15 protein-coding genes and 1 riboswitch are annotated in these 15,921 nt (G+C 43.3%); of the genes, 5 read left to right on the top strand and 10 right to left on the bottom strand.

What is annotated here, in order from left to right:
* Window positions 1-7 precede the first annotated feature (7 nt).
* From VB077_RS08395 to nhaC, 8 genes are all read right to left on the bottom strand, one after another.
* Window positions 8-1,009: an ABC transporter substrate-binding protein gene (locus tag VB077_RS08395; RefSeq protein ID WP_323414777.1), complete on the bottom strand. Its 1,002-nt coding sequence runs from the start codon at window positions 1,007-1,009 to the stop codon at window positions 8-10.
* An 18-nt stretch (window positions 1,010-1,027) separates the two neighbouring features.
* Window positions 1,028-1,807: an ABC transporter permease gene (locus VB077_RS08390; RefSeq protein WP_323414776.1), complete on the bottom strand. Its 780-nt coding sequence runs from the start codon at window positions 1,805-1,807 to the stop codon at window positions 1,028-1,030.
* Window positions 1,779-2,075 (bottom strand): thiamine-binding protein, encoded by a 297-nt coding sequence (locus tag VB077_RS08385; protein ID WP_416337046.1) that lies wholly within the window; start codon window positions 2,073-2,075, stop codon window positions 1,779-1,781. The genes VB077_RS08390 and VB077_RS08385 overlap by 29 nt, the downstream gene beginning before the upstream one ends.
* Window positions 2,076-2,285: 210 nt before the next feature.
* Window positions 2,286-2,392: riboswitch (TPP riboswitch) on the bottom strand.
* A gap of 76 nt (window positions 2,393-2,468) precedes the next feature.
* Window positions 2,469-3,170, bottom strand: a complete 702-nt coding sequence (locus VB077_RS08380) for an arginase (protein WP_323414775.1) — start codon at window positions 3,168-3,170, stop codon at window positions 2,469-2,471.
* A gap of 223 nt (window positions 3,171-3,393) precedes the next feature.
* The gene (locus tag VB077_RS08375; RefSeq protein WP_323414774.1) at window positions 3,394-3,612 is read right to left on the bottom strand and encodes a hypothetical protein; all 219 of its coding nucleotides are present in this window, start codon (window positions 3,610-3,612) and stop codon (window positions 3,394-3,396) included.
* 72 nt (window positions 3,613-3,684) lie between these two features.
* Complete coding sequence (locus VB077_RS08370) at window positions 3,685-5,169, bottom strand: aryl-sulfate sulfotransferase (protein ID WP_323414773.1); 1,485 nt, start codon at window positions 5,167-5,169, stop codon at window positions 3,685-3,687.
* Between the two features lie 53 nt (window positions 5,170-5,222).
* Entirely contained in the window at window positions 5,223-6,329 is a 1,107-nt protein-coding gene (locus VB077_RS08365; RefSeq protein ID WP_323414772.1) for a Leu/Phe/Val dehydrogenase, read from the bottom strand.
* A 56-nt stretch (window positions 6,330-6,385) separates the two neighbouring features.
* Window positions 6,386-7,816, bottom strand: coding sequence for a Na+/H+ antiporter NhaC (nhaC, locus tag VB077_RS08360; protein ID WP_323414771.1), 1,431 nt, complete (start codon window positions 7,814-7,816; stop codon window positions 6,386-6,388).
* Between the two features lie 381 nt (window positions 7,817-8,197).
* Between nhaC and VB077_RS08355 the strand changes: the two genes are divergently transcribed.
* The 5 genes from VB077_RS08355 to nrfD all read left to right on the top strand — a co-directional run bounded on the left by VB077_RS08355 (window position 8,198) and on the right by nrfD (window position 14,033).
* Window positions 8,198-8,893, top strand: a complete 696-nt coding sequence (locus VB077_RS08355; protein ID WP_323414770.1) for a Crp/Fnr family transcriptional regulator — start codon at window positions 8,198-8,200, stop codon at window positions 8,891-8,893.
* Between the two features lie 149 nt (window positions 8,894-9,042).
* Window positions 9,043-9,447, top strand: a complete 405-nt coding sequence (locus tag VB077_RS08350) for a hemerythrin domain-containing protein (protein ID WP_323414769.1) — start codon at window positions 9,043-9,045, stop codon at window positions 9,445-9,447.
* A gap of 32 nt (window positions 9,448-9,479) precedes the next feature.
* Entirely contained in the window at window positions 9,480-12,050 is a 2,571-nt protein-coding gene (locus tag VB077_RS08345) for a molybdopterin-dependent oxidoreductase (RefSeq protein ID WP_323414768.1), read from the top strand.
* Complete coding sequence (locus VB077_RS08340) at window positions 12,047-12,733, top strand: 4Fe-4S dicluster domain-containing protein (protein ID WP_323414767.1); 687 nt, start codon at window positions 12,047-12,049, stop codon at window positions 12,731-12,733. The genes VB077_RS08345 and VB077_RS08340 overlap by 4 nt, the downstream gene beginning before the upstream one ends.
* A gap of 34 nt (window positions 12,734-12,767) precedes the next feature.
* A complete protein-coding gene (nrfD, locus tag VB077_RS08335; RefSeq protein WP_323414766.1) occupies window positions 12,768-14,033 on the top strand; it encodes an NrfD/PsrC family molybdoenzyme membrane anchor subunit in 1,266 nt (421 codons plus the stop codon).
* Window positions 14,034-14,111: 78 nt separating this feature from the next.
* On the opposite strand, the gene buk is transcribed toward nrfD, so the two are convergent.
* The gene (gene buk, locus VB077_RS08330) at window positions 14,112-15,182 is read right to left on the bottom strand and encodes a butyrate kinase (RefSeq protein ID WP_323414765.1); all 1,071 of its coding nucleotides are present in this window, start codon (window positions 15,180-15,182) and stop codon (window positions 14,112-14,114) included.
* Window positions 15,183-15,216: 34 nt separating this feature from the next.
* Entirely contained in the window at window positions 15,217-15,786 is a 570-nt protein-coding gene (locus VB077_RS08325; protein ID WP_323414764.1) for an indolepyruvate oxidoreductase subunit beta, read from the bottom strand.
* Between the last annotated feature and the right edge of the window lie 135 nt (window positions 15,787-15,921).

Raw genomic sequence — 15,921 nt, 5'->3', positions numbered from 1 at the left:
GCTTATCCTATTGTGGCAGATACGCATTGGTAAAGCCTGCTCCGGCCTCAAGTTTCTTGGGGATAAGCTTCTGGTCATACATCCAAGCATAGAAATTGTTCCACCGATCCGGATCGATATAACCCCACTGTTTGACCTCAGCTTTATACTGATCGGCTAAATACTTCTGACCTGCCTTTGCAATCTCGGGGTCAATCTCAGGCACATTCTTTACCAAGATATTAGCAGCCTCATCAGGGTTGTCAATAGCATATTCATATCCTTTGGCAACAGCGGCTAGAAACTTCTTCGCTGTCTCCGGATTTTCCTTAAGATAGGTCTGGCTCGTGGCAATGACCGGGGTATAGTAATCCAATACCGGATCAATATCCTTAAAGGCAAAGAAATGGGTATCCAACCCCTTCACCTGAGTGGCCACTCCCTCCCATCCGTAATAAACCCATACCGCATCAACATTACTTTGCAAAGCTGACATAATATCGGTTACTGTGTTTGGGATCATTTTTACTTTGTCGTAGTTTCCGCCATCCTTGGTGATCACTTGTTTCAAGATTGCCTTTTCAACAGGGGTATCCCAGGTTGCATATACCTTATTCTCCATATCCTTGGGTCTTTGGATATTATCCTTTTTTAAAGAAATAATTCCAGAGGTATTGTGCTGCAAAATGGTTCCTACGGCTACAACATCCAAAGGACTATCCGATGTTAAGGCAGACGCAATTTCCTCCTGGAAACTAACGCCGAAATCGGCCTTGCCCGAAGCTATCAAGGGCAGAGCCCCTCCTTCAGGCGGCTGAATGATGTCGACGTCCAAGCCGGCATCTTTAAAATACCCCAGTTCTTGAGCCACATATAGTCCGGTATGGTTGGTATTGGGGGTCCAGTCCAGAACAAACGTAATCTTTTTAGGGGTTTGCTCGGCAGATTTCGGCGTATTGCTCTGCCCGCATCCCGCTAATCCTATCACCATAAAAAGCACCATGATCATCGCCATTAACTTTTTCTTCACGAAGCCATCTCCTTAACATTATACAGAATTCTTTTCCTTCTCAATCTGTGTCCAAGGCATTGTTTTTCGCTCCAGCAGCTCTACGCCTTTCATCAATAACAGACTCAATATAACAATCAGAAAAATAACAGCAAACATTTTATCAAAAGCATAGGATTTGCGCACCCGGGTCATATATACGCCCAGTCCGCTGTTCCCGCCCAGCCATTCCGCGATGACTGCGCCAACGATGGAATAAGAAACCGATATTTTAAGACCTGAGAAAAAACCGGGCAGGGCATTAGGCAGCTTAATATAACGATAGATCTGCCGCTTATTAGCTCCCATCGCCCGCATTAGATTCATGGCATCCGCATCAGAGGATTTAAATCCACCCAAAAGAGCAATGGTCATCGGGAAAAAACATGTTAAGACCACCAGTGTTATTTTAGGAGCCATATCATACCCTAACCACAGCACCAGCAGCGGTGCAAGCGCAACGGTAGGAATGGTCTGAGTGATGACTAAAATGGGATGCATTGCTTTATACAAACCCTCATACCGGTCCATCATAAGGGCAATAATAAATGCTAAAACAATACTGATACCCAGTCCGCTAAACGCTTCAGTGAGCGTTACCCGAGCATGCTGCATCAGTTCCGGAAACGAACGAACGAAAGCTCGAAGCACATCCGCCGGCGAAGGCAGCATAAACTTGGGAACCAGGCCAATTTCGGTCACCAAATACCATAACAGGAACAAAAAGAGTAATAGTGCTGTCGGATAAAGCTTATTGGTGATGCTTTGTAACCTTTTCATCGATCGTCAAAATCCCGCCTTCCGGCTTATAACTTATTTTTACATAGGACATGACACTGGGGGCACCTTCCTCGATACAAATCAGCTGACAGCGTTTTACGATGTCCATAAGCTGCTCATATTCTCCTTCAATGGTTGTTTCAAAGGGACCCACATATGTATTTAATCCCGTCGATTTTATGTAGGCGATCACCTTATCCACGACACGAATCAGTTCTTCGTCCTCAACTTTCGGTAAAACTTGAATTGCAACGCTCGCATTAATCATGTGTAACTACTCCTCCTTATTGGTATTTTGCTAAAGGAAACTTACTTCAGGTGGAGTTTTGACTCCATCTGAAGTTTAGTTGACTTATCCAGGGACTTAGCGCCACTTATCTCCGACTTAAGAAATGGGAGTCTTAGTGGCGGTTAGTCATCGGATAAATTAAAAAAACCTTCTGACTGGCAGAAGGTTTTATTCACAGGATGCACATCATGTGATACATGGATTTTGTCCCTCCGCTAGCATTACCTAGATCAGGTCATTGGGTCGGAAACACTATTTCCCTCTCAGCCGATTGTTCAGCTCCCCCACAACTTTATGAATTTAATTCATCATAGCACTAGGATATCTACATGTCAACTTAGATCTGTTCTTCATATTATTCCACTTCATGCATTATGCCATCATATACATAATTCTGTCCGAAAAGCTAATGTTTTTGGTGTCCCATTTACGCGGCGGACAATCCATGATTTGATAAGGAATACCCAACTCGTGGATAAATTGAGAAAATCTCTGATCAAACCAGGGAGGCGCCCAAGCCCCTGATCGGCAGATATGAACCGCCGATACATTAATCCCTGAATTCAAGTCAGATAATGACGGGTATTGAACCTTAAACATCTTGTTGATAGACCTGAAGTTCTCCGGTTTCTCGGCGGTAAAAGGACTATAAATAATCTCTGCCTGACGTATACGTTTTTCTTTGAGAAGCTTCCCCAGCCAATTTGCGCAGTTAACTTCAAAATCAAGCGAAGATAGGCCCCCATAGCCCAAATCTGCATGGGCGTCGAAAAGGTACACTGTTTCGATGCCATTCGCACGGGCAATATCATACGATAAGGCATGCGAGCCGGACACATAGACCTTTACGTCTTTTTCAAGATGAAAGATTTGAAAAATCTCATTCCAAAATTGGTCTAGCTTTGAGGATAATCGGAAATACTTCTGGATATTTGCCCCGCTTTCTTTCATTAGAATATACCGCTTATACCACAAATCAGTAATGGTCCTTTTATTTTCGGTATACGACCCCCAATTTCTCTTTTGAATGTAGATGAAATAATCCCAATCGATCGATAATAAGCTTTCTCCCATCGTCAACCACCTCCGAACAACCAACAATGGGTATAGGCTTTTAACCCTTTTTATGATTTCAAGTTATAAGGGTTCAGGGATATCTTCTCGAAGAGAAACACGGAAACGAGATTGAGATTTGAGAAATGAAATAAAGAGAATTGTGTGCCAAGAAGGAAGAACCCTGAACCCTTTTTATACTATGCAGTTGAGAACCGCACTAGACGTGCGGTTCTCTTTTTGTTTATTCCCCGTCGGGCATAATCTCTTCGATTGATTCAATCATGCTGATGTTGACAACGTCCCCATCTGTAAGCGTAATAAGATGTTCCGATTGAAGCTTGCCTATAAAACTGTCTTCAATGGCTTGGAGATCCTTTTCTGTTAAATACGCTTGACCCAAAAACCGCTCCTCGGTTTTTGCAATTGTATAAACAGCGTAGAGTTTTGACAAACGGCTCACCCTTTCCAAAAAGCTTGTTTTTGGATTGTATAATTAAATACTAACAGTTGCATTATGGCGTTGTCAAACTCATTAGAATAAATTGAAACCTTCATCATCATCATCGTCTTCTTTTAAGGAGAGATCCTGATCCCCTGCGGCAACGCAGGCTTGCTTAACCTGGGGATATCCGATCGTTCCTTCGACACCGACAACCCCTTTAATTTCGCAATCAGCTGCTCCGGGAACACGGAATTTATGAATATCAAGCATGGGGATAGCCGTTTCTTTTGGTTCAGGAAGTTGGGGTATATAGCTGTAAGGATAACGATAACCCCGATAGTAAACCTCTCCTAGATTTTCGGTAAATGGCGAGATGAATTCCCACACAACATCTTTCATCCGAGTCACCTCGAAGAAACGACCGCCTACCCCTTCAGTAATAAAGGTATTGCCATTCGGAAGACGTTGAGCCGTACTGGTTAACGGACTATAAAAACGATAATCATTAATTAATGGTTCACCATAACCCATAAGTTCACTGGCTGTAAGTTGCCAAACCACTTTCATGGTTACAGGGTTTAATTCAAGAACACGAGAACGGTCAGCAAGATTGACTTTTGTACCATCTTTGGAAACGTTGCTGGGTGCGCCATAACCAGACCAACCGCCATTATCAAAGATCAGGATGTTTCCTGCTCCGGGAAGTCCCTGGGGAATCATATGAACATGGTGTTGTCCGATAATTTGTCCGATTTTCCGCAGCCTCGGATCGTCGGCAAAATCAGGTCCCATTTTCCAAACGACTTTACCGGTTTCCTTGGAAATAATCGCAATGAAATTGGCCTCACGGGAATCCCAAATGATGTTATCCGGATGGAAACGCTCATCCCCTTTATCGTACCATTTGTTGGGGCCGAGAACGCTCATGGAGTTAATGTGCAGCCAGTCGCCCATTCCGCCGCCCGCTTCATGCATGTTCGGATTTTTATAGATGGCTAATTTAGCAGCAGCACTGAAACCATATTCTTTAAAGTGGTCTACCGCATGCCATTCCCAAACAATATTTCCTTCCCAGTCCACTTCAATGATAACATCATCCAAAAGTTGTTTGTCAGAGATCTTCTTGTTATAACAGTTGTCATGGCAAAGGATTAAGGTGTTGCCACTATCGGTCTTACAATCCATTCCCGGCACATAGTAACCGACAGGGTTGCCTTCTCTTTGATAATCATGGTGCTGACGGGCCATCCAGCGCGGCTCTTCGCCTTCATCTTCAATATACTCTTTTTTACTGAATTCCCAAACCACTTTACCTTCCCAATCCACTTGGATAAGGTCGATTTGGTCTTGATAACCGAATTTAGCATTTCTTCGGCCACGGCTTCCCATGACATAACCCCCGGGAAGCAATTTATTAGGCATTCCAAGAAGATCTTTAAATACACGAACAACATTACCATTCATGTCAATAATTACACAACCTAAACCGGGTGCATTAATCATCGTGTATCCGTTATAACATTTTTCCGGATTATACATTGTAACACCTGTAGGATGAATAAAAGGCTGACCCATTTTAACAACACTCCTTACCTATGCAAAACTGGCAAAGCAGTCTTTATTTGTCTCTATTGACCTTGAACCGTAAATTTATTTTGTAAACGCATGACCTTATCCAGTTTTTCCTCAACCAGCAAATCAGCTACAAGATAGGTTGGTTTGTTTTCTTTCTTAGAAACTTCAAAAATACGGCTCATGGTATCATAAATCAAGCCGGCATTTTTGAAGGCCCGTTCTTTATTGAATCCATGGAACTCATCCGCTACGGCAATAAGCCCGCCGGCATTAGCTACATAATCCGGTGCATAAAGAATACCCATTTCATGAAGTTTATCGCCATGGCGAGGCTCGGCTAACTGGTTGTTTGCCGCACCGCAAATTGCTTTACACGTTAATAGAGGAATTGTTTCGTCGTTAATAATGGCTCCTAAGGCATTTGGAGAGAAGATATCGCATTTTATCCTAAGGATCTCATCCGGTTTAACCATGGTAACTTCTGGATGTGCTTCTTTGACAAGCTTTACATTATCTTCGAAAATATCAGTTGCAAAAACCTTTGCCCCTTCATCAAGGAGATGTTGGGTGAGAACTTTACCCACTTTACCAAGACCTTGAACGGCAACCGTTAATCCTTTTAGGGAATCCGTTCCGAAAGCCGCTTTGGCCGTTGCTTTCATCGCTTTGTATACCCCAAATGCGGTAATAATTCCGGAATTTCCGCTGCCGCCGTACTCTTCAGGCAAGCCATTAACAAATTTCGTTTGTTTGTGTGCGGAAACAAAGTCCATTCCTACCGTTCCGACATCAGTTCCTGTCCAAAAACGTCCCTTCAAGGTTTCAACAAAAGTTCCTAAAGCTTGAAATAGCTCATCGGATTTATCCTTTCTGGCATCACCGATGATCACGGTTTTACCGCCGCCGCACATAACATTAGAAACTGCGCACTTATAAGTCATTCCGCGGGAAAGACGAAGTACATCTGTGATGGCATCTTGTTCGCTCTCATAATTCCACATCCGACAGCCGCCAAGAGCGGGTCCTAGAGTTGTATCATGAATACCAATAATCGCTTTAAGTCCGGTCGTTTTATCATAATTAAAAATCAATTGTTCGTGACCGTATTTCTCCATTTGTTCAAAAATGCTAAAAACTTGGTCCCTCTTATCTTGTGGCATCTTAATTCTCCCCTTGATTCTTGATTTTTGATTATATTTTAGTCTTCTTAGTCTTCTTAGTCTTCGGCCTTTGCAGCAATTGCAGGTTTACGAACAGGCGTATTGTCCGACCGCCATATTGCAAACCCTGTATAGCCATAAGTTATTGAAAATATCGGAACGATCCAGCACATAATCGCATAGGGTGCATATTCAAAGGCACTTACTCCAAGCACGCCCAGGATATAGAAAGCATGCACACTCCAAGGCAAAAGAGGACTCGCAATACATCCGCTATCTTCAACGGTTCGGGAAAGAACCCTCAGATTGATATCTCTTTCTTTAAAGACAGGAGCATACGCACGTGCAGGAATAATCATGGCAATCGCTTGACTCCCTGTACCAATTAACATGATATAGCTTGCAAAAATAACGGAAATAATCAGTCGTCCGGTATTGGTAGCCCATTTTAAACTGGCCTGAACAATAGCTTCCAATACCCCAATCTTTTCTAACACTCCGCCAAAAGAAACGGCAGCGATCAACAACATAACTGTACCCGTGATACTGTTAATTCCCCCGCGGGTAAGCAACGAGTCCAATTGTTTAACACCGGAGTTTCCGACATAACCCTTGATCGATGCGTTAATAATTTCAATCATTGACTGTCCTTGGAAAATCACCGCAACTATAGCCCCAAGAACAACAGATATCATAAGAAGAGGGACCGCCGGAACTCGGCGATAAGCTAAAATAATCAATAATAAAGGTGGAACTAAGGTCCATAGTGAAAGATCGAAGGTTCCCTCAAGTGCTTGAAGGAGAGTTGCGACATCCGTTCCTAAATTGTTTCCGCCGCCGTGGTTCAAACCCACAATAAGGTAAATGATAGCCGTTACCACAGCAGCAGGTATTGTTGTCCACATCATCGAACCAATATGGCTAAACAGATCAACTTCGCTAACCGAAGAAGCAATATTTGTCGAATCAGATACCGGAGACATCTTATCCCCGAAATACGCTCCTGAAACTATAGAACCCACAACCCATGGCAGCGGATAGCCCAAGGCCTGACCCACACCCAATAAAGCAATACCTACTGTTCCCATCGTACCAAACGATGTTCCGGTCGCAGTTGAAGCAACAACACATAATAAGAAAGTTGTAACCAAAAAAAACGATGGAGATATAAGTTTTAAGCCCCAGTAGATGATCGTTGGAATAGTACCGGCAAGAATCCAAACACCAATTAACATACCTACAGCGATTAAGATTAAAATAGCAATATGGACCCGGTAAATAGAATCAAACATTCCCTTTTGCATTTCATCCCAGGAATATCCCCAGAACTTTCCGATTAAAGAAGCAATTGCCGCTGCAATAATAATCGGGAGAAGCGCGGGCAGCTTGGCAACAGCCGTACCCCAAAGAATAACAAGTACCGGAATTACAAATGCCACAACAGCTTCAATTAACCCTGGTTTTTTGGGACAACCATCTGTCATCATAATAGACCTCTCCATTCCGTTTCAAATTCGACACGGGCAACCCAGATCATGGTACTTTTAAAGATGCATATTTATTTGGAGTGTCTCACCCAATGATAATTGTTTATTCTTCCTTTCTCTAGAATTCTAAATCCGTAGAAGGAGGTATTCCGCTAATTAGCGAAATAAGTCCCATGCATGGTTACCTTCTAAGTTGATTATATTATCGGAGTCTTTCAAAATCTGTTGTCAAATTAACAACTTTGAAACTTATTTAACAAGCGATACGTCTTTTTCCCTAACACTTTGAAATAAAAGATTGATTAACATTAAAAAGTATGCTATCTTCTTTGTGGTGAAAATAACAAAGTCTAGAATGATCAGTACAAAGGGGGATTCTCTTTGGATGAATATTCAGAAGGATTTGAATTACTGGGTTCTCCTTGGATACGTAAAAGCACGCATACTGAGTGGAATACCCTCACTATACACGGTGTCCTTAAACAATTTAAAAAGAAAGAAATAATCATACACAGTGGTGAACACATTGATTGTATCTATTATTTAAAAAAGGGACGAATTAAAACAGTTGCCCTAAGTCCTTCCGGGAGTCAAAAAATTCTTTGGTATATTGACGCCGGTTGCATTTTTGGCGAAACAGCTTTTTTTAACCAAAAACCCTGTGACTATAACTTCCTCGCTATGGCAGATTGCGAAGTATATATTTATCCTAAAGATATCGTAATGCAGGAAATAATCCCGAAATATCCCGAGCTTACTTTGTCTATTATTAGAACGCTTTCGCGAAAGGTTCATATTTTATCGACGCAAGTTGAAGATTGTGTTTTTAATAAACCCCTTATACGCGTAGCTAAACTCATCTACCTCCTGTACCAAGGGCATATCCTTACAGACAAAAACGGAACCGCGACTATTTCTCTTTCTCAAGAGGATATAGCCAGTACGCTAGGGATGCACCGAGTTACAGTCAACCAAGTTCTAAAACATTTGAAGGAACTCCAAGCGTTAGAAGACCACACGCATCTAATTATCGTCAAAGACCTTGAAAAGTTAAAAGAAATTTTTACCGAAAGATAGGGGCTGTCGCAATAACAGCCCCTTTTTCGTGCGCAAAAGACCCGAGGGCGTTGCGCAATATGTGTTATGTCTAACAGCTATACCGTGATCTGAATCACGGCTTCTTTTTTTCATTCCGTTAAACTTAATTGTGAAAGGGGGAATAAGCAATGAATATTGATCTATTGAAAAATCAGCATTTGTCCATACGGAAACTGGTTCACGAGATCGAACTCGGGATTAACTCAGAAGATGTGGCAGAGCAGGCCTTTCACTTATCTTTAAAGATCAGTCAACTTTCCGGAATCTTAGGTCTCCATTTAAAAGCGGAGGATGAATATCTTTACCCGACATTAGAGCGTTCTAAAAACGAAAATATACCCAAGATTGCTCAGCAGTTTAATCTGGAAATGAGAAATTTATCGGCGAAGTTTATGGAATATAAAAACACCTACATGATCGCATCGAACATTAAAGCTGAACCTCAAAAGTTTGTGGCAGAATCCAAAACCGTTATTTCCGCGCTGAAAAATCGCCTGAATATTGAAGACCAAAAGTTATATCCGTTGCTTTAGCTATTGATTTCTTAAATATTGGAGTGATTTAAGTGAAAAAAGATAAATTCAGACTAACTCGGCGCCAATTCCTTAATGCAACCGCTGCCGCAGGAGTTTTAATCGGAACGTCAGGAGCCGTAGGATTTGCCAAGAGCGCCGCTGCCGAGGGTGAGGATACAGCACCGAATCTGAAAACCGTTCGCACAACATGTTCTCCAAATTGTACGGGGGCCTGTGGACTGAATGCCATTGTCGAAGATAACGAAATCAAGGCGATTGAGCAAGCGGCAGATTATCCTGAATCCGAGTATAACCCCAGGGGCTGTCTCAAGGGATTGTCCATGATGAACCTTGTCTATGGACCGGATCGCCTAAAAACGCCATTGATTCAGAAGGGTAAACCAGGCTCTGACGAATTGCAGCCATCAACATGGGATGAGGCCCTGGATTTTACAGCAAAGCGTCTTAAGGAAATTGCCGAAAAATATGGTCCCGAATCCATCGGCGTAGCTTTTCAGGTCGGCGGAACAGGCTATGTACAAAAAGGAGCCGTATCGCGGTTGGCTACCCTGGCAGGTTGGAACATCCATCATGCCTATGATCAAAATGGAGATTTGCCCATGTTCTGGCCGATGACCTTTGGCGTACAATCGGAGGAACTTGAACCGCGCGAATGGTTAAATTCACGCTATATTGCTATTTTTGGTTCAAATATCATGGCAACCCGCCTTCCGGACGCTCATTTTCTGGTTGAGGCGAGAAATCGCGGCGCTAAGATTGTCGTATTCGACCCTAACTTTAGTCCAACGGCGGCTAAAGCGGACGAATGGGTACCGCTTAACGTGAGCAGTGATGGCGCGGTTGCCCTTGGAATTTCAAAAGTGATCGTTGATGAGAAACTCTATGATGAGGCCTTCATTAAAACGTTTACGGATTTGCCACTCCTTATCCGTACCGATAATGGAAAACGAATCAAGGCAGAGGAGGTCCAGGACTTAAGCAAACCTGCCGATGTACCTGCTTATCGGGAGTCCTATGTCGCTTATAATGGACAATTCATTGCCATTCATCCTGAAAAACTGGATCTTCCGCTGGACATCACGCTTGAGAGCGAAGTCGAGGTCCCCCTCAAGAGCGGGGAAAAGGTCAAGGCTAAGCCCGCATTTTTACTTCTTAAAGAAAGCTTAGAAAAATATACTCCCGAGGAAGTGGAAAAAGAATCAGGAGTTAAAAAGGACACGCTCGTCCGTATTGCCCATGAAATGGCTGCAACAAAACCGCTTCATATTGTCTACGGTGCAAGTAATTATCAATGGTACCACGGGGATCTCAAGGGGCGGGCTCTTGCCTTAATTAACGTTTTAACCGGAAACCTCGGACAATCCGGGTCGGGAATTTCAACCTATGCCGGACAATACCGCATCCGTCTTAAAGTGGCAGAGTGGTGGGTTCCGGAAGGACGAAAACAAAACTGGCTGCCCTTCCTCTATATGCTCAATGGCCCCACGAAAACAATGAAAGCCAAGTATCCCAAGAACGGCATCAAGGCCTTGATCTTTGGGTGGGGAAATCCTTTTGATCAGCACAATATGTCCAATATTCTTCGGTCAAAAGTAGAGTCCGGGGAGCTTGAATTAGTGGTGACGATGGATTTCCAAATGACGACAAGCTGTAAATATAGTCATGTCGTCCTGCCGGCCGTAACATGGTATGAAAAAACGGATCTTGTGGCAACCCCTGTTCATCCTTATCTGCAATTACAGCAGCCGGCGATCACACCTGTTTACGAGGGAAAACCCGAACTTTGGATCATGAGAGAACTGGCCAAACGCTTAAATCCCGAGTTTGAGAAATACTTCTATCCCGGTTTGGATGCCGATCAAGCAGCCGAAGAGGCGATCAAACTGATGTTAAGTACCGGGGGACCTACCGTTGAGGGGATTACGCTGGAACAGCTGAAAAAGGGACCGGTTCGCTTAAAATCGGAAGTGCCCGGTAATCGTCAAATTCCCTTTTATGAGCAAGTCCAGTATAAAAAACCGTTCCCTCCGGTTAGTCTTCCCGTAAAACTTGAACAGACAGCACAGTTTGTTAAAAGCGGAAGAATAGAGTTCTATAAAGATGAGGATATCTTTCTTCAAGCGGGAGAAGCCTTGCCGGTTCATAAGCCTCCCTTTGAAGAAAGCGAGTATGCCCTCAATCCACAAGCCCGTGAAAAATATACGTTTAGCTATATCACTCGGAATGCCATCTACCGTGTACACTCTACCCATTCGAACAACATCTGGATGAACGAACTTCAAGAGAGCAAGCCCCATGTTTGGCTAAATCCGGAAGATGCTTCGGAAAAAGGCATTCAGGATGGGGATGAAGTCGAAATCTATAATGATCGCGGCACGGTTACCGCTTTTGCGATCGTTGATCCGGGGGCAGGGCGGAAAGTCGCCGTCTTTGAAGAGGGTTGGTGGAATCGGTATTTAAAAGGGGCTTCGTATAACTCATTAACGTATCCATTTATTAAGCCGACTCACGAGGTCTATTTTGTTCCCGGAATGTGGGCTCCCAATACGGCTTGGAACGAATGCCTCTGTGACGTAAGAAAGGTGAGTGATGACCGATGAGATTGGGAATGGTCATTGATTTGGATAAATGTATCGGATGCCGCACGTGTACTGTAGCGTGCAAATCTCATAATGCCCAACCCCCCGGGACATGGTGGAATCGTGTATTTACGCCGGGAAGTTCACATCATCAGACTGCCATAGGCGAGGGCGAACATTTGCAAATGAGCTTTCTTCCCGTATCCTGCCAAATGTGTGACAATGCCCCCTGCCAAAAGGTTTGCCCCGTGGGAGCAACCTATACGGATGAACGCGGTGTCGTACTTGTTAATTATGACCGCTGTATTGGATGCCGTTATTGCATTGCAGCTTGTCCCTATAATGTCCGCCAGTTTAACTGGGAAGATCCCCGCAAAGCAAAAGAACGAGTCGGTTATAAAGAAGACTACGATTATGGATATCCAACCGATGTCAGGGATAAACAAGGACAGCTTGTTTACACCCCCAATCGTCCACAAGGGGTCGTAGAGAAATGCACCTTCTGTTTTCAATACACCTCAAAAGGTGAAGATCCGGCCTGTGTTCGTTCATGTCCCTCGAAAGCCCGGATTTTTGGTGATCTTGATGATCCTGATTCTGAAGTAAGCCGTTTGATTCGTGATCGTCAGGCCTTTCGCCTTAAAGAAGAGTTGGGGACTAAGCCTAAAGTCTACTATCTCCCGGCTAGCAAGCCCAATCGTTAAACCAGCACATTAAATGGTATAAGAGGTGTTAGAAATGGCAATAAACAATAAGCGGCTCAATGGTGTGCTTGCATTTGGCATTGTCCTTATTTTAATCAGTCTGAGCGTTTGGGGGTTTCAACTCAAGCAAGGTCTTATTGTCACGGATATGAGAAATTCCTTTAGTTGGGGACTTTATATTGCGACCTTTGCCTTTTTTGTAGGAATAGCAGCGGGAGGACTTATTGTCTCATCCTCTGTCTATTTGTTTAATTTAGAGAAGTTAAAGCCTTTGACGAAGATCGCCTCATTATCGGCCTTCGCCTGCTCACTTGCGGCAGGAGCGATGATTTTGCCGGACATGGGACGCGTGGGGCGGATCTTTAATATGTTTCTTCATCCTAATTTTCGGTCACCGCTTATTTGGGATGTTATCGTCATCAGTTCGTATCTCGTTGTGACCTTCCTCAGTGTTTACTTCCAGCTTCTTCCTGATTGGAAGGAGGAAGGACGGGGCTTTTGGAATGGATGGACAAAGAAGCACTCATTCGAAGAAATTCAAGCGTTTTCTAAGAAATGGTCCAAGCGCGTCGCAATCATCGGTCTTCCGATTGCCATTCTCATTCATACGGTTACGGCTTTGATATTTGCCACCCAAGCCTCGCGGGGCTGGTGGAATACGGCGATTCTTCCACCCGACTTTATCTCGGTTGCCGTTGCCTCGGGAACAGCCTTGGTTCTTTTGATTTCCCTTCTTTTTGCCGGCAAGGATCGGTTTGCCGAGTATCATGATGCATTCAAAATTTTAGCGGGTATTGTCGCGGGGGCCCTAGTTTTTCATTTTTTCTTTGTTGCCGTAGATTTACTGATCCATGCTTGGTGGGGGAAACCTGAGGCCCATGAACTTTTCTCACTTATTTTTGGACGCTATGGTTTGGTTTATGCAACCGAAATCCTCTTACCGGGCTTTACCATGATTTATTTCTTTACCCAGAAAGGTAAAAGTTCCCGAAAATCCTTTGTTCTTGGATCTGTTCTCCTTTTCATCGGCGTTTTTGCCCATCGGATGATGCTGATGTTCCCGTCATTTAACGCGATCCCTTTAAGTCTTAATATCAATGGCACAGGAATTGAAAATTGGGCTTATCCCGTTGCCGTGGGGCAATATCAAGAAGGGGTATCAACATTCGTCAGTTCTTGGTCGTATTTTCCCACTTTGCCTGAAATGGCTATTGCGTTGCTTCCTTTTGGGATCGTTATATTTGTGGTATCGTTCTTCCTTAAAAAGTATACTTTTTTACCGGGTAAAAAGGTTAGTTAATTGCCAAAGCCGCAAGGATAAAAAATCTTTGCGGCTTTTTCCTATGCAGGTAACTTTTCTAAGTTCGGGCACTAATTTCTATTGCTCGCTGTAAACTCTTGCTTCCTCTTCTCCTCGGAGTACTCTTAATGTACCAAAGGCCAAAGATTCCATTTCATTTTCCCCGGGCATTATTTCAACAGGTGCAATAAACTCGACACGCTTTTTAATCCAGGAAGTTAACATTTCTGAATAAGCCACGCCTCCGGTAAGAATAATCGCATCGACTTTCCCCTCGACGACTGTTGCCAGTTCACCGATTCCTTTAGCCACTTGATAAGCCATGGCTTCATAGACAAGCTTTGCTTCTTCATTCCCGTTTAAGATCATCTCTTCGACTTCTCGGGCATCTTTGGTGTTAAGATATGCCTTTAACCCGCCATTCCCGCGCACTTTTTTTAGCATTGTATTTTCGTCATACTTCCCGGAATAGCAAAGATTAATAAGGTCTTTACAGAATACTCTCCCCGATCCCTCAGGAGAGAACGGGCCATCGTCATCAGGAATGACGTCTACCAATTGTCCCCTTTCATGGACATTTAAGGAGATGCCTCCGCCCAAATGAGCGACAATAAAATTCATATCACTATATTTTCGGCCTAGTTTTTTAGCTAATTTTATAGCCATTGCTCTTGTGTTCAAGGCATGGCTGGAACTGGCTCTAGTGATCTCCGGCATACCGGATATACGAGCAATCGGTTTGAGTTCATCTACGCGGACAGAATCATAAATATAGGCTGAAATACCTGCTAAATTAGCTATTTCATAAGCAATTAAAGCCCCTAAATTCGAAGCATGTTCCATTGCCGGGTTATTTATTAACCGATCAAGCATTTGTTGATTAACGATATAGGCCCCCGATTTTACGGAAGGAAGCATTCCGCCCCTTCCCACCACAGCGGACAATTGATCAACATCAAAACCATGCTTTCTTAGGCAGGAGAGTACAACGTCTTTTCTCATTTCAAATTGCTCCTGCACTTTGGCATATTTCTCAATTTCCTTGTGCGGATGATTTAACGTTTCACAAAATAGTTCTTTTTCATCTTCATACAATGCTATTTTAGTCGAAGTAGAACCGGGATTGATCGCTAAAATCTTATACCCCATACACTCGTGTCCCTCCATAAACATTCTGTGGACCCTAAACTAAATTCATTCCTACTTCGAGCGCTTTCAGATTCAAGTCTACAAACTGAGGTTTAACATTATCTATAATAATCTTCGCCCAATTGATGTCGTTAAGTTTCATCGATTGGATAATCATACCGAGTAAAATGACATTCATAACCTTTGGATTTCCCAGCTCTTCCGCATGTTTAGCCGCATCAATGACTGTGGTTTGAACTTTGCCGGAGAGCTCTTCGATTATGCCTGTCGGATAATCCGCTTTTCCGATGATAATGGGCATTGATGCGATTTCATAATCGTTAACGACAACTTTTCCCTCAGGTTTTAAATACTCCAGCCATCTTAACGCTTCCATCTTTTCAAAGGATACCAGCATATCTGCTCCACCGATTTCAATCACCGGAGATTCAACCTTATCACCATATCTTACTTGTGATGAAACAGATCCACCTCTTTGTGACATTCCGTGAATTTCACTCATTTTAACATCATATCCGGCTTCCATAAGGCCCATTGTCAAGAGTTTACTTGCAAGTATTGTACCCTGTCCCCCTACCCCAACTAATAGAATGCTCTTTGTCATTTATATAGCCATTCCTTTCGCTTCGCTCAAGGCACAAAACAGCATGAAATATGTTGCCTTCGAGCTAATTTCTTACTATTCTACAGCCATAGGGATAACAGTTAACTACAAATCACGAGGAGGTGAGTGGGCTGC

This window comes from Desulfitobacterium sp., from assembly GCF_034927245.1.
Classification (GTDB): Bacteria; Bacillota; Desulfitobacteriia; order Desulfitobacteriales; family Desulfitobacteriaceae; genus Desulfitobacterium_A.
Note: the sequence above shows the minus strand (reverse complement) of the source record. Positions and strands in the feature narration are given on the sequence as shown.

Coding starts and splice junctions, on each gene's coding strand:
- VB077_RS08390 (WP_323414776.1), bottom strand. CDS start 1,807: ATGAAAAGGTTACAAAGCATCACCAATAAGCTTTATCCGACAGCACTA.
- VB077_RS08385 (WP_416337046.1), bottom strand. CDS start 2,075: ATGATTAATGCGAGCGTTGCAATTCAAGTTTTACCGAAAGTTGAGGAC.
- VB077_RS08380 (WP_323414775.1), bottom strand. CDS start 3,170: ATGGGAGAAAGCTTATTATCGATCGATTGGGATTATTTCATCTACATT.
- VB077_RS08370 (WP_323414773.1), bottom strand. CDS start 5,169: ATGGGTCAGCCTTTTATTCATCCTACAGGTGTTACAATGTATAATCCG.
- VB077_RS08365 (WP_323414772.1), bottom strand. CDS start 6,329: ATGCCACAAGATAAGAGGGACCAAGTTTTTAGCATTTTTGAACAAATG.
- nhaC (WP_323414771.1), bottom strand. CDS start 7,816: ATGATGACAGATGGTTGTCCCAAAAAACCAGGGTTAATTGAAGCTGTT.
- VB077_RS08350 (WP_323414769.1), top strand. CDS start 9,043: ATGAATATTGATCTATTGAAAAATCAGCATTTGTCCATACGGAAACTG.
- VB077_RS08340 (WP_323414767.1), top strand. CDS start 12,047: ATGAGATTGGGAATGGTCATTGATTTGGATAAATGTATCGGATGCCGC.
- nrfD (WP_323414766.1), top strand. CDS start 12,768: ATGGCAATAAACAATAAGCGGCTCAATGGTGTGCTTGCATTTGGCATT.
- buk (WP_323414765.1), bottom strand. CDS start 15,182: ATGGGGTATAAGATTTTAGCGATCAATCCCGGTTCTACTTCGACTAAA.
- VB077_RS08325 (WP_323414764.1), bottom strand. CDS start 15,786: ATGACAAAGAGCATTCTATTAGTTGGGGTAGGGGGACAGGGTACAATA.